Source organism: Paludibacter jiangxiensis, assembly GCF_001618385.1.
GTDB classification, from domain to species: Bacteria; Bacteroidota; Bacteroidia; order Bacteroidales; family Paludibacteraceae; genus Microbacter; species Microbacter jiangxiensis.
Window position 1 is genome coordinate 738,401 of the sequence record NZ_BDCR01000001.1, and the last position, 24,229, is coordinate 762,629.

At 44.3% G+C, this 24,229-nt stretch carries 20 protein-coding genes; 17 read left to right on the plus strand and 3 right to left on the minus strand.

Going from position 1 to position 24,229, the window contains the following annotated elements:
• Positions 1 to 5: 5 nt before the first annotated feature.
• The 12 genes from PJIAN_RS02810 (at position 6) to PJIAN_RS02860 (ending at position 16,418) form a co-directional block, all read left to right on the plus strand.
• Positions 6 to 2,273, plus strand: a complete 2,268-nt coding sequence (locus PJIAN_RS02810) for a RagB/SusD family nutrient uptake outer membrane protein (RefSeq protein WP_084252228.1) — start codon at positions 6 to 8, stop codon at positions 2,271 to 2,273.
• 122 nt (positions 2,274 to 2,395) lie between these two features.
• Positions 2,396 to 3,076 carry a LamG domain-containing protein gene (locus tag PJIAN_RS02815; protein ID WP_068701806.1) on the plus strand — a complete coding sequence of 227 codons (681 nt, stop codon included), beginning with the start codon at positions 2,396 to 2,398 and terminating at the stop codon, positions 3,074 to 3,076.
• Positions 3,077 to 3,137: 61 nt separating this feature from the next.
• Positions 3,138 to 4,769: a pectate lyase gene (locus tag PJIAN_RS02820; protein ID WP_101750720.1), complete on the plus strand. Its 1,632-nt coding sequence runs from the start codon at positions 3,138 to 3,140 to the stop codon at positions 4,767 to 4,769.
• A gap of 175 nt (positions 4,770 to 4,944) precedes the next feature.
• The gene (locus tag PJIAN_RS02825) at positions 4,945 to 6,531 is read left to right on the plus strand and encodes a DUF5060 domain-containing protein (RefSeq protein WP_068701808.1); all 1,587 of its coding nucleotides are present in this window, start codon (positions 4,945 to 4,947) and stop codon (positions 6,529 to 6,531) included.
• Between the two features lie 54 nt (positions 6,532 to 6,585).
• Positions 6,586 to 8,097, plus strand: coding sequence for a family 43 glycosylhydrolase (locus tag PJIAN_RS02830; protein WP_201787336.1), 1,512 nt, complete (start codon positions 6,586 to 6,588; stop codon positions 8,095 to 8,097).
• Between the two features lie 239 nt (positions 8,098 to 8,336).
• Positions 8,337 to 9,479 (plus strand): pectate lyase, encoded by a 1,143-nt coding sequence (gene pelA / locus PJIAN_RS14830; protein WP_101750721.1) that lies wholly within the window; start codon positions 8,337 to 8,339, stop codon positions 9,477 to 9,479.
• Between the two features lie 8 nt (positions 9,480 to 9,487).
• Complete coding sequence (locus PJIAN_RS14835; RefSeq protein ID WP_236714361.1) at positions 9,488 to 10,513, plus strand: pectinesterase family protein; 1,026 nt, start codon at positions 9,488 to 9,490, stop codon at positions 10,511 to 10,513.
• Between the two features lie 8 nt (positions 10,514 to 10,521).
• Positions 10,522 to 11,736: a glycoside hydrolase family 88/105 protein gene (locus PJIAN_RS02840; protein ID WP_068701810.1), complete on the plus strand. Its 1,215-nt coding sequence runs from the start codon at positions 10,522 to 10,524 to the stop codon at positions 11,734 to 11,736.
• Positions 11,737 to 11,790: 54 nt separating this feature from the next.
• Positions 11,791 to 12,735, plus strand: coding sequence for an alpha/beta hydrolase family protein (locus PJIAN_RS02845; protein WP_084252229.1), 945 nt, complete (start codon positions 11,791 to 11,793; stop codon positions 12,733 to 12,735).
• 6 nt (positions 12,736 to 12,741) lie between these two features.
• Positions 12,742 to 13,773 carry a hypothetical protein gene (locus PJIAN_RS02850; RefSeq protein WP_068701814.1) on the plus strand — a complete coding sequence of 344 codons (1,032 nt, stop codon included), beginning with the start codon at positions 12,742 to 12,744 and terminating at the stop codon, positions 13,771 to 13,773.
• A 309-nt stretch (positions 13,774 to 14,082) separates the two neighbouring features.
• Complete coding sequence (locus PJIAN_RS02855; protein WP_172795562.1) at positions 14,083 to 14,694, plus strand: glycoside hydrolase family 25 protein; 612 nt, start codon at positions 14,083 to 14,085, stop codon at positions 14,692 to 14,694.
• 467 nt (positions 14,695 to 15,161) lie between these two features.
• Positions 15,162 to 16,418, plus strand: a complete 1,257-nt coding sequence (locus PJIAN_RS02860; RefSeq protein ID WP_153802462.1) for a tetratricopeptide repeat protein — start codon at positions 15,162 to 15,164, stop codon at positions 16,416 to 16,418.
• 75 nt (positions 16,419 to 16,493) lie between these two features.
• On the opposite strand, the gene PJIAN_RS02865 is transcribed toward PJIAN_RS02860, so the two are convergent.
• Positions 16,494 to 16,832, minus strand: a complete 339-nt coding sequence (locus PJIAN_RS02865; RefSeq protein ID WP_068701820.1) for a winged helix-turn-helix transcriptional regulator — start codon at positions 16,830 to 16,832, stop codon at positions 16,494 to 16,496.
• 279 nt (positions 16,833 to 17,111) lie between these two features.
• Between PJIAN_RS02865 and PJIAN_RS02870 the strand changes: the two genes are divergently transcribed.
• On the plus strand, positions 17,112 to 17,552 hold the full coding sequence (locus PJIAN_RS02870; protein WP_068701822.1) for a cupin domain-containing protein: 441 nt from the start codon (positions 17,112 to 17,114) through the stop codon (positions 17,550 to 17,552).
• A gap of 25 nt (positions 17,553 to 17,577) precedes the next feature.
• Entirely contained in the window at positions 17,578 to 18,432 is an 855-nt protein-coding gene (locus PJIAN_RS02875; protein ID WP_068701823.1) for an SDR family oxidoreductase, read from the plus strand.
• Between the two features lie 72 nt (positions 18,433 to 18,504).
• On the opposite strand, the gene PJIAN_RS02880 is transcribed toward PJIAN_RS02875, so the two are convergent.
• Both PJIAN_RS02880 and PJIAN_RS02885 read right to left on the minus strand, forming a co-directional pair.
• Entirely contained in the window at positions 18,505 to 19,881 is a 1,377-nt protein-coding gene (locus PJIAN_RS02880; protein WP_068701825.1) for an MFS transporter, read from the minus strand.
• A 142-nt stretch (positions 19,882 to 20,023) separates the two neighbouring features.
• Entirely contained in the window at positions 20,024 to 21,304 is a 1,281-nt protein-coding gene (locus PJIAN_RS02885; protein WP_068701827.1) for an O-acetylhomoserine aminocarboxypropyltransferase/cysteine synthase family protein, read from the minus strand.
• A gap of 223 nt (positions 21,305 to 21,527) precedes the next feature.
• Between PJIAN_RS02885 and PJIAN_RS02890 the strand changes: the two genes are divergently transcribed.
• From PJIAN_RS02890 to PJIAN_RS02900, 3 genes are all read left to right on the plus strand, one after another.
• Entirely contained in the window at positions 21,528 to 21,860 is a 333-nt protein-coding gene (locus tag PJIAN_RS02890) for a hypothetical protein (protein WP_068701830.1), read from the plus strand.
• An 82-nt stretch (positions 21,861 to 21,942) separates the two neighbouring features.
• Positions 21,943 to 22,521, plus strand: a complete 579-nt coding sequence (gene folE, locus PJIAN_RS02895) for a GTP cyclohydrolase I FolE (RefSeq protein ID WP_068701832.1) — start codon at positions 21,943 to 21,945, stop codon at positions 22,519 to 22,521.
• Positions 22,522 to 22,631: 110 nt separating this feature from the next.
• A complete protein-coding gene (locus tag PJIAN_RS02900) occupies positions 22,632 to 23,897 on the plus strand; it encodes a phosphoglycerate kinase (protein WP_068701834.1) in 1,266 nt (421 codons plus the stop codon).
• The last annotated feature ends 332 nt before the right edge of the window (positions 23,898 to 24,229 follow it).

A 24,229-nucleotide genomic window follows, 5' to 3' on the forward strand; every position in this document is an offset into this window, starting at 1 on the left:
ACAACATGAAAAAGAAATTAATATACACGTTATTGACTGCTTGCACGTTAGCAACAACAATGACATCTTGTAAAGATTTCCTCGAAGTATCTTCTCCTTCGGTGGTAGATGCAGCTTTCGTCTATAAAGATTTGAGTACGGCCGAAGCTGCTATGGCAGGGCTTCGTGATAAATGGCGCGAATGTTCCGGATCTTATGTGTATGGCGCAGGAGCTTTTTATGCATTGGACGTTCCCGGATCTGATATAGAAAGACATCCGGAATCCTACAGCGGACAGTTGCAAAGACATTATCCGGAAGGATTCTATGAAAATGGCACAAAGATTGCCACATTTTGTAGCACTTACAGCATAGACCAAGCCGATGGTAAAAATACATATACCTACCTGTATGCTACAATTATGTTGGCAAACAATGCTATTTCTGCCATTGAGGCACGCAGCGATTATAAAACAATTATAGATTCAAAAACGCCATCTGCATGGGGATTTCTGTACGGTCAGGCGGTTGCTGCCCGCGCTCAGTGTTATTTGGATTTAACTCGCTATTATGGTGATGTTCCTTACTTAACACAAGGAGGTCAAAACGTTTCCGGCTTGACCCCTCGCGACGTGATCTATGAAGGTGAAATTGCCAAACTGAAACTGGTAGAACCGTTGATGTACCGACCTGGAGAAATCGATTCTAAAGGAGCTGCTGTAGGTAAAGGCGTATTTACCCGCACTTTCGTACAAGGTTTGATCGGACGCATGTGCCTATATGCAGGTGGCTATGCTACCCGTCGTAATGACATGAAATATGTTGACGCAGCAGGAAACTCTCTGTCTTTTGATAAAATCGGAGCAGATAACAACGGTTCGTTTTACGGACGTCGGCAGGATTACAAGCAATTCTTTACAACTGCCAAGACTTATCTCGACGCTGCGGTAGCTAATCCTGGAAGTGCAGTTATATTCCATGCAACGGATACTCGTGGAACGGATGCGTTGGGCCGCATTTACAATAATCCTTACCAGCTATTCTTCCAACAGTTGGGAGATAATGTAGGATCTACGAAAAATGCAGATGAATCTATCTACGAGATACCTATGACGAGAGGTGTTTCCAATGAACGCCCTTATTCTTCAGGACGTGTTTCTGATGGTGGTAGTACAAATCAATATCCATGTAAAGGTTATGGACAAGCGCGCATACAACCGGCATATTACTATGGTTGGTTTGACAACAACGATATGCGTCGTGATGTTACCGTTACAGTTACCGGAAGTAATGGAAAAGGAGTCGAAAAATTAATTCCGTTTACACCTGGTAGCAAAGCTTCCGGCGGAGGTTTGTGTTTGAATAAATTTGATGAAAATCGTCAGGCCAGTCCTTACACAGCATCGCAACGTAATTCAGGTATTAACGCTCCCTTTATGCGTATTTCGGACATTATGTTGCTTGACGCAGAAGTGAACGCTGTATTAGACGCTAATAGTACTGTCGCTTATAATTTGCTTAAGAAAGTACACGAACGTGCTTTTGCTTCGGCTGCCCTCGCAAATGTTGATGGGTTTATTTCAGCCGCAGGATCATTGTACAAAGCTATCATTAAAGAACGTGCATTGGAATTCGGTGGCGAAGGCGATCGCCGTAATGTATTGCTTCGTACAGGTTTGATCGCAGAAGCGGTTGCTCAGACCCGTGCTACCAATACAGCAATGGTTAATGCACTGGCTGACAACAATAAACTTGCCTACACATTTGCAAATGGCAATACAATTTCAGCTTACATCTGGACAGCAACGGGAGACCTTAAAACAGCAAAAGGCTACCGCCTAACCACACAATGTCCTGACGAAACGAATCCATACTTATTCCCGGGATGGAGAGGTCAGTTTGACAGTTGGGAAACTCTGGGAGCTGCAGCAATTTCAGGTAATAAAACAAACGTTGCCATCAAAGGATTGTTCAGCCAGTGGACTCCTGCCAAAGTAAAAATTACCTATGCAGATAACACAACTGCTACTGTATCCGGCATGACCTTCTTGACTATGATGCAAAAAATGAAAGATGGCTCTGCAAAAAGTATAGTTGAACAAGATTCCGGTTTAGGCATGGCTCTTACAGCTTGGGGATCTCAAATTGCAAGCAATGGACCTGAGTTCTATCAAAATTTCTTCCCGGGTTTTGATGGAGCAACAGCGCCTATCTATTTCTATCCAATTAATAGTAATACAGTGAATAGTTCAAACGGAACTATCACGAATGGATATGGATTTGTGCAACAATAAACAAATTCTAATTTATCAAAGAATGAATCGGTCGGTTTAGCGACCGGCCGGTTTAGTTTCTACACATCAATCAAAGAGTCCGGCGCAAAACCGGACTCTTTGATTTGAAAACCTTAAAACCCATGGCACGAACCAGAATTTATTCACTCCTGTTGATCCTTCTGTGCCTGCCCTTATCTATCCAAGCACAAAAAGGGAAAGAGAAATCCAACGGTAAGAACCAGACCGAATGGGTTGTCTGCAAGTTTTTAGATAAAACAAAAGATAGTGTCCGCGTATTGGGAAATCCCCGGATAATTTCTTCGAAATTCGGGAAAGCCGTCTTGTTTGACGGAACAAAAGATGGTATTTTCATCAATCAAATGCCATTGGCCGGATTAGAACAATTTACCGTTGAAGCAATCTTCCGCCCAGACGAGGGAGGAAAATTTGAACAACGGTTCTTTCATTGCGGTGAAATTAAAGGAAGCCGCGTGATGATGGAACTCCGTTCCACTCCCAAAGGTTGGTATTTTGATGCATTTCTGAATGCCAACGATTCAAAAAAAACATTAGCCGACTCCACGCTGCTGCATCCATCGAACCAGTGGTATCATGTAGCATTTGTCGTTGACAAGGGGAAGCTTACCACCTATGTCAATGGCAAAAAAGAGTTGCAGGAAAATATTCCGATGACTCCATTCTTCAAAGGGATGACTTCTCTCGGAGTCCGACAAAATGAACTGTCATGGTTCAAAGGAGCCATTTACAAAATCAGAATCACACCCAAAGCCTTAAAACCCGACCTCTTCATCAGAAAATAACAACCTGCCTGCCGAACCATTCAACCTGAACTCATTTTACTAACCAATAAGTTTATTGCCGATGAGAACAATGAAGGTATTCCTTCTTTCTGTTTTGTCTGTAGTTTTTTGCGCTCAAACGGGCAAGGGACAGGACAACTCAAAACTGACACAGGATGCAGAACAAACCATGCTGAAAGCTACCCGCTTCATGGTTGAAAAAGTAAGTACAAATGGTGGTTATGTGTGGTACTACACTCCCGACTTCAGCCGTCGCTGGGGGGAGATGGAGGCAACCAAAACAATGATCTGGCTCCAGGATCCGGGAACCACACTGGTTGGGCACATGTTGCTCGATGCCTATCGTGCAACCGGCAACGAATATTATTATCAGGCAGCCGCAAAAGCAGCTAACGCCATTATCTACGGCCAACATCCCGAAGGCGGCTGGAACTATCTGATCGATTTTGCCGGTGACAAGTCACTGAAACAGTGGTACAACACCGTTGGTAAAAACGGCTGGCGTCTCGAAGAATTCCAGCATTATTACGGCAACTGTACTTTCGACGATAACGTCACTTCCGAAACCGCCCGTTTCCTGCTGCGGATGTATCTTGCCAAACTCGATCCGGCGTATAAACCAGCGTTAGACAAAGCGATCGATTTCATCCTGAAAAGCCAGTACCCCATCGGAGCCTGGCCGCAACGTTACCCCCTGATGTACGACTTCAACAAGCAGGGGCATCCCGATTATACTTCTTACTATACCTATAACGATGATGTGATCTGGGAAAATATCCATTTCCTCATCCAATGTTACCTGACATTGGGCGAACAACGTTTTCTCGACCCGATTAAACGAGCCATGAACTTCTATATCATCTCACAGGATGGCAGTGGAGGATGGGGTCAGCAGATGGATTTGAACCTTCAGACGGCCGGCGCCCGCACCTACGAACCTAAAGCGCTGCTGCCCCGGAACACCGAAGCCATCATCAAACAATTGATGGATTTCTATCGCTATACCGGCGATCGCAAATTTCTCAACCCTATTCCGGCTGCCCTGAAATGGTTGGAGCAAACACGTCTTCCTCAAAATGAAACCGAGAACGGACGCTATTCTCACCCAAAGTTTGTGGAAGTTGGAACTAACAAAGCAATTTATCCTCACCGCAAAGGATCAAACGTTGTTTACGGCTATTATTATGTCGATTACAAAGACACCAACCTGCTGAGCCATTATGGCGGCAAATCGTTTGTCAATATTCAGGAATTGCAGGATGAATACAATAAGCTGTGCGTTATGCCTGTAGAGGAAGCTACAAAAGATTCTCCCCTATTGGAACAAACCTATAAAGAAGAAGGCACTCCTGTTACCTATTACGATCTGAGTCACGAACGTCCGACCCGCATTCCGGACGACTCTTTTGTAAAGCGGGTTGTTCAATCGCTCGATAAAGAGGGTCGCTGGCTGATTAAACACGGCATGACGAGCCATCCGTACATTGGGGATGGTGTAAAAAAAGAACCGACAGAAGAGTATGTCAAGACATTTGTGGGAGACGAAACGGATACTTCGCCTTACCGTGATCCCTCGGATGCACTTTATATTTCAACGGGAGACTATGTACATAACATGCGGATGCTAATCAACTATGTCGAAGCTCATAAAAACGGACTGACCGAAGAGCAACTGCGGGCACGTCTGCGATAATATTGATATTTCCGATTTTCTCACGCAAAGGCGCAGAGGCGCAAAGTCTCATAAATAATTGAAATACAAACATTATGATTTAAGACGCTATCAAGAAAAACTTCCAGTTTTCCTTTGTGACTTTGCGACTTTGCGAGAGAACTGTGTTTTATAACGAACAATTGAAAAATTACAGATGGGTAAAAAGTTTTTAGTTTTAGCATTGCTATTGAACTGCTGGATTTATCAGCAAGGTATCGCTCAATCGGTTGTCGAACAATGGGGCCGGTTCGAGGTGAGCTTCAAACACCAACCGGCAAAGAATCCGTTCGTGGACGACAATCTGTCTGCCGTATTCTCGAACGGCAACAGTAAAGTAAAAGTTCATGGTTTTTACGATGGGAACAACACGTATATCGTCCGCTTCATGCCGACCAAAACCGGTACATGGACATACCTTACATCAAGCAATATTCCCGAATTGAACGGAAAGAAGGGTAAGTTTGTTTGTAAACCGGCAACCGACAATAATCACGGGCCGGTGATGGTGCGCAACCAGTATCATTTCGCTTATGCCGATTCAACGCCCTATTATCCATTCGGCACCACCGTCTATTCCTATATTCATCAGGATAACGAACATGTAGCTGTGGCTTTGAATACTTTGGCAAAAAGTCCGTTCAACAAGCTACGTTTTTTGATTTTCCCGCAATGGCAGGACTACACCAAAGTGCAAACCCCGTTTTTCCAGTTTGAAAAAAGCAAAGAACCATTACCGAAAAAGGATACCATTCTTTGGGATTATTCACGTTTCGATCCGGCATTTTTCAGAAATATGGAGAAACATATCGATGAATTGGCTGAAAAAGGAGTGGAAGCTGACGTTATACTGTTTCATCCATACGATGAAGGCAAATGGGGCTTCGACAAGATGTCGCACAAAACAGATCTGTTTTACTTGAAATACATTGTGGCACGGCTCAGTTCGTTCCGCAATGTGTGGTGGTCGCTGTGTAACGAATTCGACCATTTCAAATATAAGAGCGATGCCGACTGGGACGACTTGATTGCGACCGTGGCCAAGGAAGATCCGTATCACCATTTATGCTCCATTCACAACGACAAGCGAATGTTCAACAATACCAATCCTGCATTGACCCATGCCTGCGTACAAGGAGGAACCTACGTGGACGATTTCGGACGGGCGGTAATTCAACGCGATGCCTACAAGAAACCGGTTGTTTACGATGAAATCTGTTACGAAGGCGATATCGTTTACCGTTGGGGAAATCTTTCGGCCGAAAGGATGGTATATCGTTATTGGCAAGGCGCTATTGCCGGTTGTTATGCAGGCCATGGAGAGACTTTTGTAGGAAAAGACAGCGTGCTGCATCTGGTTTGGGGTCGTGAATTGCGAGGTAGAAGTCCCGAAAGGATCCGTTTTCTGAAAAGTATCATGGAAGAGACCGGAACCCTCGAACAAATCGACCATTTTTGGGGAATGAACAACATGGCAAAATCGGAGCACGGCGATATACTAATCTATCTGGGAACAGAAGCAAAAACCGAATGGCCGTTCGTGCTTTCGCGCGATTTGAAACTTCCGGAAGGTACCAAATACACCGCCGAGATAATCGACACCTGGAATATGACCCGAACACCGGTTCCCGGGATATTTTGCACCACCAAAGCCGACGCGAAAGGTATCTACGATAACAAAAGCCGGACAATCGGACTACCGGGAAAACCTTATATGGCAATCTTGCTGAAACCGACCAGGTAATTTACAATTTAAAAAATTACGATTTACGATTTAGAAGCTTAATCCTCATTTACTATGAAACAACTCTTTTTCGGATTATTGATAATGGCATTTGCTTTACACGCTTTAGGTGTTACCAAACAGTCAATATATAAGAAAATTGATAATCAGACTTATACCAATCCCGTGTTGGGAGGTGATTATCCCGATCCTTCCATTCTGCGGGTGGGGAATGATTTTTACATGACTCATTCTTCGTTCAATTATTACCCGGGATTGCTAATCTGGCACTCCACCGACCTGATTCATTGGGAACGGGTAACTCACGCGCTCAATAAAAATGTCGGTTCCGTATGGGCACCCGATTTTGTGAAGGTAAAAGACACCTACTACATCTATTTCCCGGCAGGTGGCACGCTTTGGGCAGTTTACGCCAAGTCACCGGCAGGCCCCTGGTCGGAGCCGGTCGACCTCAAAATCCACGGATTCATTGATCCCGGTCATCTGGTCGCTCAGGACGGCACCCGCTACCTTTATCTCTCCAACGGGTATTACATCAAACTCACGGCCGATGGACTAGCTGCCGATGGGGAAGCGGTTAAATTTTACGAAGGCTGGCAGTTCCCGCAAACATGGAGCACCGAATGTTTCTGCATGGAATCGCCCAAAGCCAACTATCACAATGGTTATTACTACCAAACGGTAGCCGAAGGCGGTACTGCCGGTCCGGCCACTTCGCACATGGTGGTGACGGCTCGTTCCAAAAATCCGCTGGGTCCCTGGGAAAATTCGCCTTACAATCCCATCATCCATACCGAAAACCGGGATGAAACTTGGTGGAGCCAGGGACACGGCACTCTCGTTGATGATGCCTCGGGTAAATGGTGGATTCTCTATCATGCTTACGAAAAAGGCTTCCATACATTGGGGCGTCAAACACTGATGTTGCCGGTGGAATGGACCAAAGACGGCTGGTTCCGCATTCCGCAAGGAGTCAAAAGCGGTAATAAAATTCAAAAGCCGCAGGGGATACCTTCTAACGATGGTATCGGATTGTCCGACAATTTTTCAGGAAATACGTTAGGCCTGCAATGGCAGTTCTACAAACTCTTCAAGCCTGAACGGGTGCGGGTCGCCGATGGAAAATTGACATTGACCGCAGAAGGCAATTCGTTTGCCGACAGTTCTCCTTTGTTAGTAAATGCCGCCGATAAAAAATACGAAATAATCGTTGAATATGCGATTGAAGACGGCGTTACCGCCGGTCTGACTCTTTATTACAACGAAAAGGCCAATGTTCGTCTGGCGGTCGACAGCAAACAGGCTTCGGTTATCGTACAGCAATCGAGAAAAGCACATTATCCTTCATTAGCCGGCAACCACGGTTTTTTACGGATTCTGAATGAAAATAACGAAGTGAGTTTTTACCAAAGCGCTGACGGAAAAAACTGGACAAAATTTGACCGGAGTATCGACATTTCCGGTTACAACCACAATGTGTTTGCTGAGTTCCTTAGCCTGCGTGCCGGCCTTTTTGCCTTTGGCAACGGGAAGGCTGTCTTTCGGAACTTTATCTATAATAAATAATCACTCATGTGAATCAGGAGTTGAAATAATTGCTAAACATCTGAACATTAATTTGACCGTAGGTCATTCATATCAAACAACGTTCAGCGAAGCTAATAGAAAATGTAATTCTCACATTAATGCAACCCCGTATGGGGTTGAACCTTGGGATCGATATTTATTTTCTATTGACAGATAAGTCCTAACGGACTATTTTCAACTCCTGATTCGCATCACTCACTTTATTACATTATATCTATATGAAATATATCCAATTGATTACAATATTATTGCTTTTCCCATTAACTTTGGGTTTCGCTCAAAATAAGCCACAAGTTAACCCCGGAGAGTATCTTAAAATGAGATGGGAGACGGTGGCAACCCGAATGCCGGCACAATGGTATGGCACGGATGAAGCAAAACAGGTAGCTGAGAATGTGTTAATCAGCCAGAAAGAGATTGGAGGCTGGGCAAAAAATGAGCCCTTTCACCACCCGTTTTCCGACTCTTTGAGAACTCACTATCTCCGAACCAAAATCGAAAAAGGAGGAACGTTTGACAATGGTTCAACCATCTCTGAATTGCGATTTCTGGCGAAAGTATATTCTCATCTCAAAGATGAACGATACAAACAGGCATTTGAAAAAGGGGTGAATTATATCTTCATGGCACAATATAAAAATGGAGGATGGCCTCAGTATTTTCCGGTGAAAGATGCTCAGGATGAGATACTTTTGGATAAAACAGAACCCTACTCGATGCACATTACCTTCAACGACAATGCCATGGTAAATGTCATGACGCTCCTTAAAGATCTGTTTTCTGACAATAAAGAATTTGTACCTTTAGAATTGGGAAAAGGCCTTAAAGAAAAAGCAAGGAAGGCATTTGATAAAGGGGTTGAATGTATACTCAAAACACAGATTCAGGTTAACCACCACCCCACCGTCTGGTGTGCTCAACACAACGAAAAAACACTTGCTCCGGCTAATGCACGTGCTTACGAACTGGCATCATTCAGCGGAGCCGAATCGGTGGGCATCGCATTATTGCTGATGGATATCGATCATCCGTCAAAGGCCATTATTTCGTCTGTCAAGGGGGCTGAGAAATGGTTTGAAGATCATGAGATAAAAGGAATAAAAATCGGAAGCGAAACCGACCAAAATGGTCAAAGAAACCGTGTTGTCATTGAAGATAAAAATGCATCGCCTATTTGGGCTCGCTTTTACGATCTGACAACAGAGAAACCATTTTTCTGTAGTCGCGATGGCATTAAAAGAAGCTCTTTGGCTGAAATAAGTTACGAACGCAGAAACGGTTATGGCTGGTACACCTATGAACCGGCAAATGTATTAGCCAGATTTCCCGAATGGCAAAAGAAAAATCATCTTTCAAAATAACAAAAACCATGAAAAGAAGACTTTTCGGTTTTATAATGTGCTGCACTATATTGCTATCCGGTTCTTTGCACGCACAACGTTATCAAGCAGTTGTTTCGCCGGGAGCAAGCATTCAGGCGGCCATTGAGTCTGCTCCTGAGAACCCGGACAAACCGTATGTCATTCTGGTAAAAAACGGCATTTACAAGGAGAAGGTGATCATCAACAAACCAAATATTGTGCTCGTTGGAGAAAATCGCGACAGCACTCGGGTAATATTTGCGGAACTTTCGAGTAAACGCACAATGAAAGAATACAAAGGCAAACCGGTGGGCAATGGTGTGATTGTTTTGCAGGATGGGGCAGACGACTGCATTATCAGTGGCATAACCGTTTATAATAATTACGGAAGTACTGTTGAACCGACTACCGCCCATCAAATGGCGATATTTGGCACTGCAACACGCACCATCATCATTAATTGCAACGTGTGGGCCGATGGCAACGATGCCTTGTCGCTTTGGGCAAAAGAGGATGGAATGTATTACCACGCGGATCTAAGCCTGCGTTGTCCTGGAGTAGACTTCCTGTGTCCGAGAGGTTGGTGCTATGCCACCCGTTGCTCTTTTTATGGCGATGGACGGGCGTTAATCTGGCATGACGGGCGCGGCAACTATGATAAAAAACTGGTGATAACCGACTCTCATTTCGACTCGAAAAGCCCGGTGACGCTGGGCCGCTACCACCACGACGCTCAGTTTTTCCTCATCAATTGCACAATGACCGACAAAATTATCGACCATCCGATTGGATATGCCTATACCGATCAGGTACTCGATCCATGCCCATGGGGACAACGGGTGTATATGGACAACGTGAAACGCGAAGGTGGCAATTTCGAATGGATGAAAAACAATCTGGAGAAAGCAAAAGGTTCGCCGAAACCGAAACAAATCAACGCACTTTGGACATTTGCCGGCAAATGGGATCCGGAAGCAAAAATACAATCTCTTTGGAATGTTCTTGCCTACCCGCAGACTAAAACTGTCAAATAAAATGCCCTATGAAAAAACTATTGATTCTTCTGCTCCTTTTTGCTGACATTACCATACAGGCACAAAGCAATGACTTGTCGGTAATTCGTTCGGTGGCCGACAATATCCTGAGCGAACACTCCTACAACATTGTGGATAAAAAAACGGGAAAGGTTTATGCCAATTCGAAGAATTTACCAGCCGGCGGCGATTTTGCCTTTCAAAGCAAATACCTGGAATGGCGGTATGTGGATGGGGTGCTTAACATGGCAATGCTCGACCTTTTCAAGCAAACCGGCGATGAACGGTACAAAGATTTTGTGCTGAAAAACTATCGGTTCATTTTCGATAACAGCGCATTTATTCGCAGGGAGTACGAGAACGGAATCCGCAATCCGGCCTATTACCGCTTTGCAGCGATGAAGAGTCTGGACGATTGCGGCGCCATGACCGCCGGCCTGATCGGTGCCATTCAGTACGACAACCGTGCCGATTACAAAGCCTATATCGACCGGGTAGGTGATTACATCCTACATAAAGAAGGGCGTCTGGCAGACGGCACGCTCTCCCGCGAACCGGAAGGTCACAAGATTGTTTGGCTGGACGATCTTTACATGAGCGTTTCCTTTCTTTCGCAAATGGGCGACTATTCCAAAAACAGCGAATACCTCGATTTCGCCGCCAAACAGGTAATTCTGTTTAGTAACCTGCTCTACGATTCCATCACAGGGCTCTATTTTCATTGCTATTACGATTACCTGAAAGAACCGGGCGTAGCCCACTGGGGGCGAGCCAACGGCTGGAGCATCTATGCACAGGCTTATCTGCTCGATGTGCTGCCCGAAAATCATCCGCTCCGACCGCAACTTTTACAGATTTTCCGCCGCCAGATTCTCGGTTTCTCCCGCTATCAAAGCCAATCAGGACTTTGGCACCAGTTGCTCGATAAAAACGATTCATATCCCGAAACTTCCTGTTCGGCAATGTTCGCCTATGCGGTTGCCAAAGGGGTAAATCGCGGTTGGATCGACAAAGAGTTTGGTTCAATTGCACTACGTGCGTGGGAAGGTGTTTGCAAACAGGTATCCGAAAAAGGAGAGGTTTCGGGCATCTGCATCGGCACCGGCATTTCGCACGATCTGGTCTTTTATTACACCCGCCCCACTCCGCTCAACGATGCCCATGGGTTGGGAGCCATTATTCAGGCAGGCTTGGAAATTAATAAAATGAAGAACTCAAAATAATTTGCCGGATAATGAAAAATATGCTGGAGATAACCGGTAGATAAAAATCAGGATATGAAATCGTTCTGTAAATTTTTGTGGGTTGCTCTTTGTTGTTGCCCTTTCCTTTTATCGGCTCAGGGCAATTTCAACGCGCTGGCCTGGAAACAGAGTCTGGCTTACAATTCATACCTGATGCGCGACGTCCATCAGCAGTATGCTGACCGTCGTAATGAACTGGCAAAAGCCGTTCAATCAAAAAAAGCAATGCCGCAATATCAGGACGAATTGCGCAAAAACTACAAAGCCATTTTGGGAGACTTTCCGGATAAAACGCCTCTGAATGCAAAAGTGCTGAAAGTTTCTCAGGAGAATGGATTCAAAGTAGAAAAGATTATTTTCGAGAGCCTGCCCAAACGTTACGTTACGGCCAATCTGTATCTGCCCGATGGTAAAGGTCCGTTTCCGGCCTCGCTCGAATTGTGTGGCCACGGACTATCCGGAAAACTCTATTCCGAAGAGGCAACGCTTATGGCACTGAATGGGATTGCCGTGCTGGTGGTCGATCCTATCGGACAAGGAGAACGTGTGCAGTTGCTCGATGAAAACGGAAAGGCGGCCACCCGTGGAGTCACAACCGAACATACCTTGCTGAATGCTGGTTGCGAACTGGTGGGCAGCAGCCTGGCAGCCTACGAATGGTGGGACAATCACCGAGCCCTTGATTATTTGGAAACACGTAGTGATATCGACAAAACCCGTTTAGCAGTTTACGGTAGTTCCGGCGGAGGAACACAAACAGCTTATCTGATCGGATTGGAAGATCGGCTGAAAGTGGCTTGCATTTGCAGCTATTTTTCGCAGCGCGAACGGGTACTCGAACTGAACGGCCCGTCAGACGGTTGCCAGCATATTCCGGGCGAGGGCGAAGCCCACATCGAAATTGCCGACTGGGGAATTATGTTTGCCCCAAAGCCGTTGCTCATTATGTCAGGCTTATACGATTTTGTCGACTATTAGGGAGCCTTGCAGGGAACTAAAGAGTTGAAGCAGGTGTATGAAACACTGGGGGCAAAAGACGCCGTTTTGCAATTTACTGCCGAAAGCGGTCACGGCATGCCGAAGGAGAAGCGGGAAGCGTTGGCTACCTGGTTTCGCCAATGGCTTTGCAACGATCCGACGCCGGTTCACGAAACCACTTTGCCTCGTGTTCCTGAAGAAGATCAGCAATGTACGGCAACCGGACAGGTCAACACTGCGTTTTCTGATGCCGAATCCATTCCTGCTTATAATGAAAAAATCGCCGCCCAAATGGAAAAAGATCGTGCCGCTTTTTTGAAACAAAACGATCAGGCCATCCGGGCAAAAATCCTTTCGCTGCTGGGAATGGAAATGCCAAAAGAGAAAATATCGGTGGTGCCGACCGGTAACATTCAATTGAGAACTTACAGCCTTTTGAAATACCAGATTTTGCGCAAAGGAGAGATGCCGGTTCCTTGTGTGGCGGTAATTCCCGAAAAAGTAGCTCCTCAAGGGAAAGTACTCCTCTTTCTAAACGAAGCCGGTAAAGACGCTGTTTTGAACGATGAAAACACGTTGAGCAATTACGTCAACCATGGAGATATTTTGGTGGTAGCCGATCTGAGAGGATATGGCGAGATGGAAGATCCGGCGAGTCTGAACGACACCAAATACTGGAATCGCGAGTACCGGAATGCTATGACCAGTCTGCATGTTGGTCGTCCGATTGTTGGCCAGCGGGTGACGGATATTCTTTCTTTGGTGGATTTCATATCCTCCGACCCGAAATTTGCCGGGCATTCTATTCAATTACAGGCCACTGGAACGTATGGACCTGTTGCGGTACATGCAGCCTTTTTAGATCTTCGTATCACCAAAACAGAAATTAGCCGATCCATCAAGTCCTATCGGGAATTTATCCGCAACCCGATGCAACGCGACATGTTCACCAATATCATTCCCGGTGTCTTGAAATATTACGATCTCAAAAATCTCATTGAAAAGGCAGGAAAAGGAAGAATTCAGTTTATTGATTAACAGGCAGATTTCTAACAAAAACGATTTTCAACGACTCCCATTAAGCCATTTGGTTTCTGGTTTAGTTTCTTTTTAAATAATTCAAGAGATTAATTCAACACTTAACATCGATTCAATTTCTCTGTTTGGGTTTTAAGCCGTAATTTTGCAACATATTTGAAGAAAGACTAAAGTATCATGTACAGGGTAGGATTTTTAGCGGTATTGCTTTTATTTATCGGCTCGTTTTGTGTCAACGGGAAACATTCAAAAAAACACAGACATATCAGGGCAAATCACAGAACTGTCGGTGTGGACATATCAAGATATATGACCAGTGACCAAATTGTTGGCATTGACGTATCGAAACATACAGGCATCATCAACTGGGATATTATCAAACGGCAGGGTGTTGACTTTGCCTATATCAAATCCACTGAAGGTGCTGATTACCTTGACCCACGTTATCTTTACAATATCAAGGAAGCCAAAGAAGCCGGAATACCCGTCGGTGCTTACCATTTTTTTCGTTTCCACCGCACAGGCAAAGAGCAGGCAGACAATTTTCTTTCGCAGGTAAATGTTCGGGAACTGGATCTTCCTCCGGTAGTTGACGTAGAAGATTGGGGACAATACAACTTTTCTAAAAACACAGGAGTTGTAAGCGCTGAGGTACAATCTTTTATCAACAACATTGAAAGCAAAACGAACCGAAGAGTGGTTATTTATGCAGATAAAAATTCCTACCGTAAATACATTGAAGGAAGATTCAGAAACAACCCGATATGGATCTGTTCCATCGGAACTCCTCCTCAAATAAGCCAGAAATGGACATTGTGGCAAAAATCACAACGCGGCAAATGTTCCGGCGCTTCCGGCATCGTGGATATTAACCTCTTCAACGGTGACACCAAAGACTGGAAAGAGTTTCTGCAGAACTAATTATTTCATTATAAATCAAAAAAAGGGTTTGAAGCTGAAAATTTCAGCTTCAAACCCTTTTTTTTTGGAAATTCATCGTGGCATATTAATTGGCTTCAAAAAGACAATTCGTACTACCCGGTTGTATCTTTACTGCGATTTATCTGTTCGCTAACTTCTTTTCCGCACCAACTTCACTACAATCTTCAGGAATATTGAATATCTCTGAAATATATCCCAATTATCAAATAATCAAGCACATGGGAATTTACCTGAAAACCCTCAAAAAAGTAGGGAGCAAAAGCCGAAATGCTGAATTGTAGGCAACACACAAATTGAACTTACGTTACAACAATCTTTCGGTTCAGTTACCGCAAGGAGAAAATGTATTAGGTCTTTTAGTCTGTGATGAAAGTTGTGAGTGTATCAGGCTAAAAAGATAAATAATCGAACAATGCGCTGATTGATTTACTTAGCAATTTCTATCTATGAGAAAAATTATGTTGGTTTCTTTGTTATTTATGTGTGTACTGGCAGTAAACGGACAAAAATCGACTGATCAACAGAGTTCTAACGAACCGGGTGTCAATACACTCAATACAATGGTATTAGCCGCAAATGCTTCATCATCATTCTCAAAAGCACAATCGATAGATACAGAGAAGCATGGATTCGCTTATGAAGAAGATTTCAAAGATGCATTTTCTGCTTCTCCACAAGCTATGGATAAATATTGGGAAGGAGTGCATCAAATGATGGCAGATCAAAGTAATGAGGCAATTAAATCTTTTACAGAAGCATGTAAAATTGATTCTACCTTTGCGATGGCAGCTTTTTACGCCACACTTTTGACTAACAATCCGGAACATTACAAAGAGTCGGTACGTTGGGCAAAAATGGCTTATGACAACAAAGATAATCTTCCAAAGGACCTTCAGGACTGGATATCTCTTTGGCGCGGATTGCTCATTACAAAAGATTGCGATGAGATACAACAATGTTGCGATGCCATGTTGACTTCAGACAGAAAATCCAGAATTTTCTTGGATGATTTGGGCGAAAATCTTTGTGCTATAGAACAATATGGAAAAGCAGTAAAAGCGTTTTCTAAACTAGAAGCTTTATGTATTGAATTAAAAAGTGACTGGAAAAATTCAGGATACTATGAAAATTACGGTTCGGCTTGCCATGCTATGGGCATGCACGAGAAAGAAGCCGAAGTATTCAAGAAAGGCCTGATTGCTTCACCTGACGACATGTCGTTATTGTGGGATCAAACCCGGTGTGCACTGATAAATGGTAATGACGAAGCTGTCAATAACTTGATAAATAAAATGCAAAAGATATCCAAAGATAAGGGATATACCGTTTATACTCCTGAATTTACAAAAGGGATAATCTACGCAATGGAAAACGAAGGAGCAAAAGCAGAAGAATCTTTACGAAAAGCTCTTCAGAATGATCCTGATAACAAAGACATTATGGGAACACTGGCATGGTGTCTTGCTAAATTCAATGTCAATCTGGATGAAGCAGAACAACTTCTGGCAAAATCGCAGCCGAAAGAAACTGATAATCTTGGTTCAAGCTATGTAAAAGGACTCATCAGTATGAATAGGGGCAATCTGGAAGAAGCTCTGGCTACTCTTCAACAGGTGAAAGACAAATCATCGATCTGGAACTATAAAATTTGTAGTACCATTACAAAAATAGAGAGTTCGTTAGCCAACCAAAATGCTAAATAGCATTTAGCCAAGAGGCTGTTTCTGATTATTTTACTTGAGACAGCCTCTGTTTTAAACTCTGTACCGTAACAGGATCTATTGCGTCACCTCCTGAAAGTGTTGAAGAGACCAATCGAGCAACATGCGCATGGCAAGCATAAGGCTTTCGCCGGTTTCGGTTAACGAATATTCAACACGGGGCGGGATTTCGGCATACGCTTCCCGTACCAGAAGATTGTCTTCTTCCAGATGTTTCAGTGTTGATGAAAGCATCTTTTGCGAAATATCGGGGATTGACCGGCGAATTTCCGTATACCTCATCTTCCCGTTTTGAAGAATACACACTAACACCAGCAACGACCATTTATCGCTGAAACGGGCCAACACATTCCGAACCGGACAGGTGGGAAATTTTAAATCAAGTTCCTGCATCATTTTCAAATTTAACCGCCTCAAAATTACAAAATATCTCCAAAAGAGAGTAACACAATCAGAAGAAAGCCACTCTCTGTTTAAATAAGGTTAAATCTCACAGAAAATTCTATACGTAAAACATTGGATATCAATATTAGTAACCTTGATGGTGCGTTACTAACGATATTGCATCTGGCTCCTTAGTGCTATACATTTGCAGAGTAATTACATCTCAACCCGATATTTATGCTGCGCGCAGCCTGAATTCAGAATTACCTTAAACGCAAAAATTATTCTATTATGAAAGAGATAACTGTAAAGAATTACATTTCGGCCGAAGGAGAAAAAATTAACCGCAATGGTAACGAATTCACAATTAAACCGGTAGTTCCTGCTGCCGACGTTACCAAATGTCGTGCCAACTTCATTGAAGTAGAGCCGGGCAATTATGCTTTTGGGTATCATTATCACGAAGTGAGTGAAGAAGTTTTTTATATCATCAGCGGTACGGGAATAGTGCGTACGCCACAGGGAGATATCACCGTAAAGGCTGGCGACGCAATCACATTTCCGACTGGAGCCGAAGGTGCTCACGTGATACGTAACGGATCCGACACAGAAAAGCTCATTTACATCGACTTTGATGCTGTCAGCATTCCCGAGATTGTCCATCTACCCGATACAAACAAAATCATGGTAATCGGACCCTATTCAGACGGGATTTATGACGAAATAAAATAAACAAATCATTTAATATTAGAAATATATGAAAATAGGAATAACAGGTGCAACCGGACAATTAGGAGTTCTGGTTGTCAATAAACTAAAAGAAAAAGTGGCCGCTGAAAATATTGTGGCACTTGTACGCTCGCCACAAAAGGCGGCAGCTCTTGGAGTAGAAGCCCGCGAAGCTGATTATAATCAGCCCGAAACGTTAGAAAAAGCTTTTCAGGGCATAGACAAACTACTAGTGATTTCGGGAAACGAAATCGGACAACGCTTGTCGCAACATACCAATATTATTAATGCTGCAAAAAAAGCTGGTGTGAAGCTGATCGTTTATACCAGCGTGTTGCACGCCGACACTTCGACACTGTCGTTGGCGGAGGAACATCTTGGAACTGAAGCTGCGCTAAAAGCGTCGGGAGTTCCCTATGTTTTGCTGCGTAACGGATGGTATACCGAAAATTATACCGGATCAATCGGTGGTGTTTTGGCAGGTGGAGCTTTACTCGGCAGTTCAGGCGACGGAAAAATATCTTCCGCCACCCGCGCCGATTTTGCCGAAGCGGCTGTTGCCGTACTTACCGGCGAAGGACAGGAAGGGAAAGTGTATGAACTTGCCGGCGATGAAGTTTATACCATGAGCGATTTGGCAGCCGAAATATCAAAACAGACCGGAAAGAATATTCCGTATAAAAATTTGCCGGTGGCAGAATACGCTGCAGCTCTTATCAGTGTTGGTCTGCCCGAAGGCATAGCTCATTTTTTAGCCGGTACGCATGTCTCTACCGAAAAAGGGGATTTGTTTGACGATGGGCATCAACTTTCTAAATTGATCGGTCACTCTACCACTTCATTGACAGATGCCGTAAAGGCGGCTCTTGCCGGTCTGGCATAAATAGAATGGTAAGAAACAAAAGGCTGCCGAAGCAGCCTTTTGTCGTTATAAACTCTCTTGACTATTGCATAATCAACTGTTTTTCTTTCCTCTGGCCAAAGACGCAAATACGCCAATAAAGCAAAGGATGGCAAAAATGGCGAACAAAAGCCGCACACAGGTTACAAAAGCGGGATGTTGTGCCGGAGTGATATGAGATTCCCCAATGAAAAGGTGAATCATAAGGGTGGCCAGTCCCAAACTCATCATTTGACCGGTGAGACGCATAGTACCTATGGTTGCCGAAGCAATTCCCAGATATTGTTTGGAAACCGACCCCATAACCGAATTGGTATTCGGAGAAGAAAAAAGGCCAAACCCTGCACCCAATACCACCAGACTAATTATCAGAAAAGTGCGGGAAGTATCTTCTGAAATGAAGGAGAGCATCAGCAACCCTGCTACTATAATACTCATACCGATAGATGATAAAATGCGAGGATCATACTTATCAGAAAGCCGACCAGCAATGGTTGCCATGATCATCATCACTACTGGCTGACTAATCAACAAGAGACCGGTGTCCTGGGGCGTCATGCCCTTGATATACTGAAGATACAGACTAAGGATAAAAGCAACGGCAAACGTGGCGGCATAATTGATAAACGCGGATAGATTTGAAAAGGCAAAAATCCGGTTGTCGCGAAAAAGACCGATTTCCATAACCGGCATACCACAGTGCAATTCCACACGAATAAACCAAAGCAGAAGGGCAACACCTGTAATAGAAAGGATAATTGCATTGGTGTCGGGCAGCCTTGAGAATCCGTACATCAAAGCCGAAATTGCCAGCATATAAATGGCTGATCCTTTGAAATCGAAGGCTTCCAGCCGGTTTTTTGTGCCGTCCGGTTTTATAAAAACAGCAGATGCAATAGTAATCGCAATTTCAAACGGCACCAACACAAAAAAAATACTTCTCCATCCCCACAGCTGAGTAAGAAATCCTCCCGCCACCGGAGCAACGGAGAGTCCGAGATAAACTGCAGCAACATTGATACCTAACACCTTCCCGCGTTCATTTGGAGGAAAAATGTGAGTAATAATGGCCATCCCCGTTGCGTACATCATCGCTCCCCCAATACCCTGAATGATGCGCACTCCGATAAGCATTCCTTCCGAAATGGAAAGCCCGCACAGCAGCGAAGTGATGCCCACGATAATATTGCCACAGATAAAGATCCTTTTACGACCCAACAGATCGGCAAGTTTGCCGAATGGAACCAGAAAAACGGATGATGACAACAGAAACGACATGGCAATCCAGCTCAGTGTAACGGCATTGAGTGAGAACTGACGCGCAATATCAGGAAGAGCAACATTGATGGCTGCCGACAAAAACGGAATCACAAAAGAGGTGAATACCACTGCATACAGAACAATTGTTTTATTTTCCCGGATTGTTGCCATGAAAACTGGATGTGAAATTGTTATTGCGAACAAAAATAATCACAATTTTGACAGGATATATTTTCGCAAGTCACATTCTCCAAAATAAAAAAGCCTGATCATCAAAAGACAATCAGGCTCTGTCATTACCGAATCAGACCGGTTAAGCATTGAGCGCTTGCTCTATATCGTCGATAATATCATTTGCGTTTTCAATCCCCACCGAGAAACGGATCAGATCGGGAGCCACGCCGGCCGCGATCAGCTGTTCGTCGGTAAGCTGGCGATGAGTGTGACTGGCCGGGTGAAGCACCGATGTACGGGCATCGGCCACATGTGTAACGATGGCCGCCAGTTGCAGATTATCCATAAAACGAATGGCCACTTCACGACCACCCTTCAATCCGAACGAAATAACACCACACGAACCATTTGGCAGGTACTTCTGAGCCAAATCATAATATTTATCCCCTTTTAGTCCGCAATAATGAACCCAGGCCACCTTTTCATTCTTTGCCAGATATTCGGCCACCTTCTGGGCATTGGAACAATGGCGCTCCATGCGCAGGTGCAACGACTCCAATCCGAGATTGATGATAAAAGCATTTTGTGGCGACTGAATCGCCCCCAGGTCGCGCATCAGCTGAACGGTGGCTTTGGTGATAAAGGCCTTTTCACCGAAAGCCTTGCTGTAGGTAAGTCCGTGATACGAAGGATCGGGTTCTGTAAGGCCGGGGAATTTATCGGCATGGGCATCCCAGTCGAATTTACCGCTGTCCACAATCACACCGCCCACCGTACTGGCGTGTCCATCGATGTATTTGGTGGTAGAATGAATCACGATATCTGCTCCCCACTCAATCGGGCGACAATTGATCGGAGTGGCAAAGGTATTGTCTACAATCAAAGGAATGCCGTTGGAATGAGCAATTTTGGCGAACTTTTCAATATCAAGCACCGAAATGGATGGGTTTCCGATAGTTTCGCCGAAAAGCACTTTAGTATTGGGTTGAATGGCTGCGGCAATCACTTCGGCCGGAGCATCCTGATCGACGAACGTACAGTCGATTCCCATTTTCTTCATGGTAACGGCCAAAAGGTTGAAGGTTCCGCCATAAATGGTGGAAGAGCTCACAATATGGTCGCCGGCAGAGCAGAGGTTAAAAAACGAGAAGAACGAAGCTGCCTGTCCGCTGGAAGTAAGCATTGCCCCCACTCCACCTTCGAGCTGCGCGATTTTATCGGCCACCGCATCGTTAGTAGGATTTTGCAAACGAGTATAAAAATAGCCGCTCTCTTCGAGGTCGAAAAGGCGACCCATCTGTTCGCTGGTATCGTACTTGAAAGTGGTACTCTGATAGATAGGCAACACACGTGGTTCGCCCGTTTTGGGATTCCATCCTGCCTGCACGCAAAGAGTCTCCCGGCTCTGTTTCTTTTCCATGATTTAGTTGTGTTTGTTTGTCAGTGCAAAGGTAGGAAAATATACTGCTCGAAAGGCAATTCCGGGAAATTGCAGCAGCATCAGAGTTGTGAAAAAATACTGAATATGAAGCCTCAGCGTGAAACTTCACTAAAAAAGAGCCTCCGCTTTTCCCCTGTTCCTCTATTGACACTACTTTTGCACAAAGAATCGTCTTAACATTTTACCAATAATAGATTTGGCTATGAGAAAGTTATTATTCTTAACTGCTTGTGTATCGCTGTTTCTGCTAACCGCTTGTTCTAAAAACGACTCGGCACCCACCTCGCTCACCAACACAAGCTGGAAATATTCGGCATCGGGTAGCACACAGGTATTGAAATTCACCTCGGCAACAGCCGGAACTTACACGATCAATAGCAGCTCTGTGGCATTTACTTATACCTATTCGAGTCCCAATATTTCGATCAAAGAATCGAACGGAGACAAACTGGACGGGGATTTTACCTCCACTACCACTCTGAATATCGTACAGAGCAATTCACCAACTGCCGCACTGAAATTCACCAAACAATAATCTTTATTTGAACTGATAGACAAAAACCTGTCCGTAATATGGGCAGGTTTTCGTATTTTTGCAGCTTCAAAAATATTCCGCGATGGAAATAGTAAAACAAGACAACGAACAGCTCGAAAAGCTGAAGTACCATTACGGTGAAATTCTCAGATTACTGGGAGAAGACACTGAACGTGACGGACTTATAAAAACTCCCGAACGTGTGGCTAAAGCAGTCCAGTTTATGACCCAGGGTTATGAGATGGATGCCCGGGAAGTGCTGCTTTCGGCAAAATTCCGCGAAGATTACCGCCAAATGGTCATCGTGAAAGAGATTGAGTTCTACTCCACCTGCGAACATCACATGCTTCCTTTCTTCGGAAAAGCTCATGTGGCCTACATCCCCAACAAATACATTACCGGACTGAGCAAGATTGCACGTGTGGTAGACATTTTTGCCCACCGCCTTCAGGTTCAGGAGCGTATGACCACTCAAATCAAAGAGTGCATCCAGCAAACGCTCAATCCGCTGGGAGTAATGGTGGTAATAGAAGCACAACATACCTGCATGCAGATGCGGGGTGTGCAGAAATACGGAGCGGTAACAACCACGTCCGACTTTACGGGAGTTTTTGAGGTAGCTAAAACCCGCGAAGAGTTTATCAGCCTGATTAAAAACTAATAAGATACTGTTACAGACTACAATTTGAGCTGGTTCCGGTTTTCGGGAATCAGTAAAAAATCGTATTTTTGTAATTGATTCAGAACAATCATCTTCAAACAAAAATAACTATGCAAACACTTGACAGCATTAATTTTGCCGGCAAAAAGGCATTCGTTCGTGTGGACTTCAATGTACCTTTGAACGAAAATTTTGAAATCACAGACGACACACGTATCCGTGCTGCTCTGCCTACGTTGAAAAAAATCTTAGCCGATGGCGGTAGCGTAATTATCGGTTCTCACCTGGGCCGTCCTAAAAAGAACCCGGAACCTAAGTATTCATTGAAATACATTTTGGCTCACGTTTCAAAATTATTGGGTGTTGAAGTACAGTTTGCCGACGACTGTGTAGGTGCTGATGCAGTTGCTAAAGCTGCTGCCCTGAAACCAGGCGAAGTTCTTTTGCTCGAAAACCTCCGTTTCTATGCTGAAGAAGAAGGCAAAGCACGCGGTTTGGCAGAAGATGCTACCGACGAAGAAAAAGCTGCTGCTAAAAAAGCAGTTAAAGCTTCTCAGAAAGAATTCACAAAGAAACTGGCCGACCTGGCTGATATCTATGTAAACGATGCATTCGGTACTGCTCACCGTGCACACGCTTCTACAGCCCTGATCGCTTCTTACTTCGATGCTGACAAGAAAACTTTCGGTTACCTGATGCAAAAAGAAGTTGATTCAGTTGAAAAAGTATTGAAAGAAGCTGTTAAACCGGTAACTGCTATCATCGGTGGTTCTAAGGTTTCTACAAAAATCACCATCATCGAAACCCTGTTGTCGAAAGTTGACAACCTGATTATCGTGGGTGGTATGGCCTTTACTTTTGCAAAAGCTCAGGGTGGTAAAATCGGTACTTCACTTTGCGAAGACGATATGCTGGAACTGGCTAACACTATTGTTGCCAAAGCAAAAGAACTGGGTGTTAACCTCGTTCTTCCTACAGACTGCGTTGCTGCCGACAAATTCGCTCCTGATGCAGCTACTCAGGTAACAGCCAACACAGCTATCCCTGACGGTTGGATGGGTCTTGACCTCGGTCCTGCTTCTGCCGTTGTGGTTTCTGATGTTATTAAAGCATCTAAAACTATCCTGTGGAACGGTCCTGCCGGTGTATTCGAATTCGATGCGTTTACCGTAGGTTCTAAAGCTATCGCAGTTGCAATTGCCGAAGCTACTTCAAACGGTGCTTTCTCACTGATCGGTGGTGGCGACTCTGTAGCTTGTATCAACAAGTTCGGCTTAGCTGACAAAGTAAGCTACGTATCAACCGGTGGTGGTGCTCTCCTCGAAATGATCGAAGGCAAAGTACTTCCAGGTATCGAAGCTATCCGCGGTTTCTAAGCGAAACACGATATTTCAAAACAGAAAAGGTTGTTCCAAACGGGACAACCTTTTTTTGTATCTGCCTTTCTCCCTCCTTCAATAAGGCTTTTCAGCCTCCGGTGAATCTAATTGCATCGTATTTCAACAAACAAATTTTGTTGTATCAACACTACATTGTATTTTACGTTATTATCTAAATTATAAATTTAAATGTCTAAATTATCAATTCACCAATGATTCTTTCACTTACCTTTATCGACAAAATTTGAGCTGGTTACATCAATATGAAACGAACAGGTTGCTTCACAATACCCAAGAGTTCCTGATAGCTATCAGAAAATAATTTCATC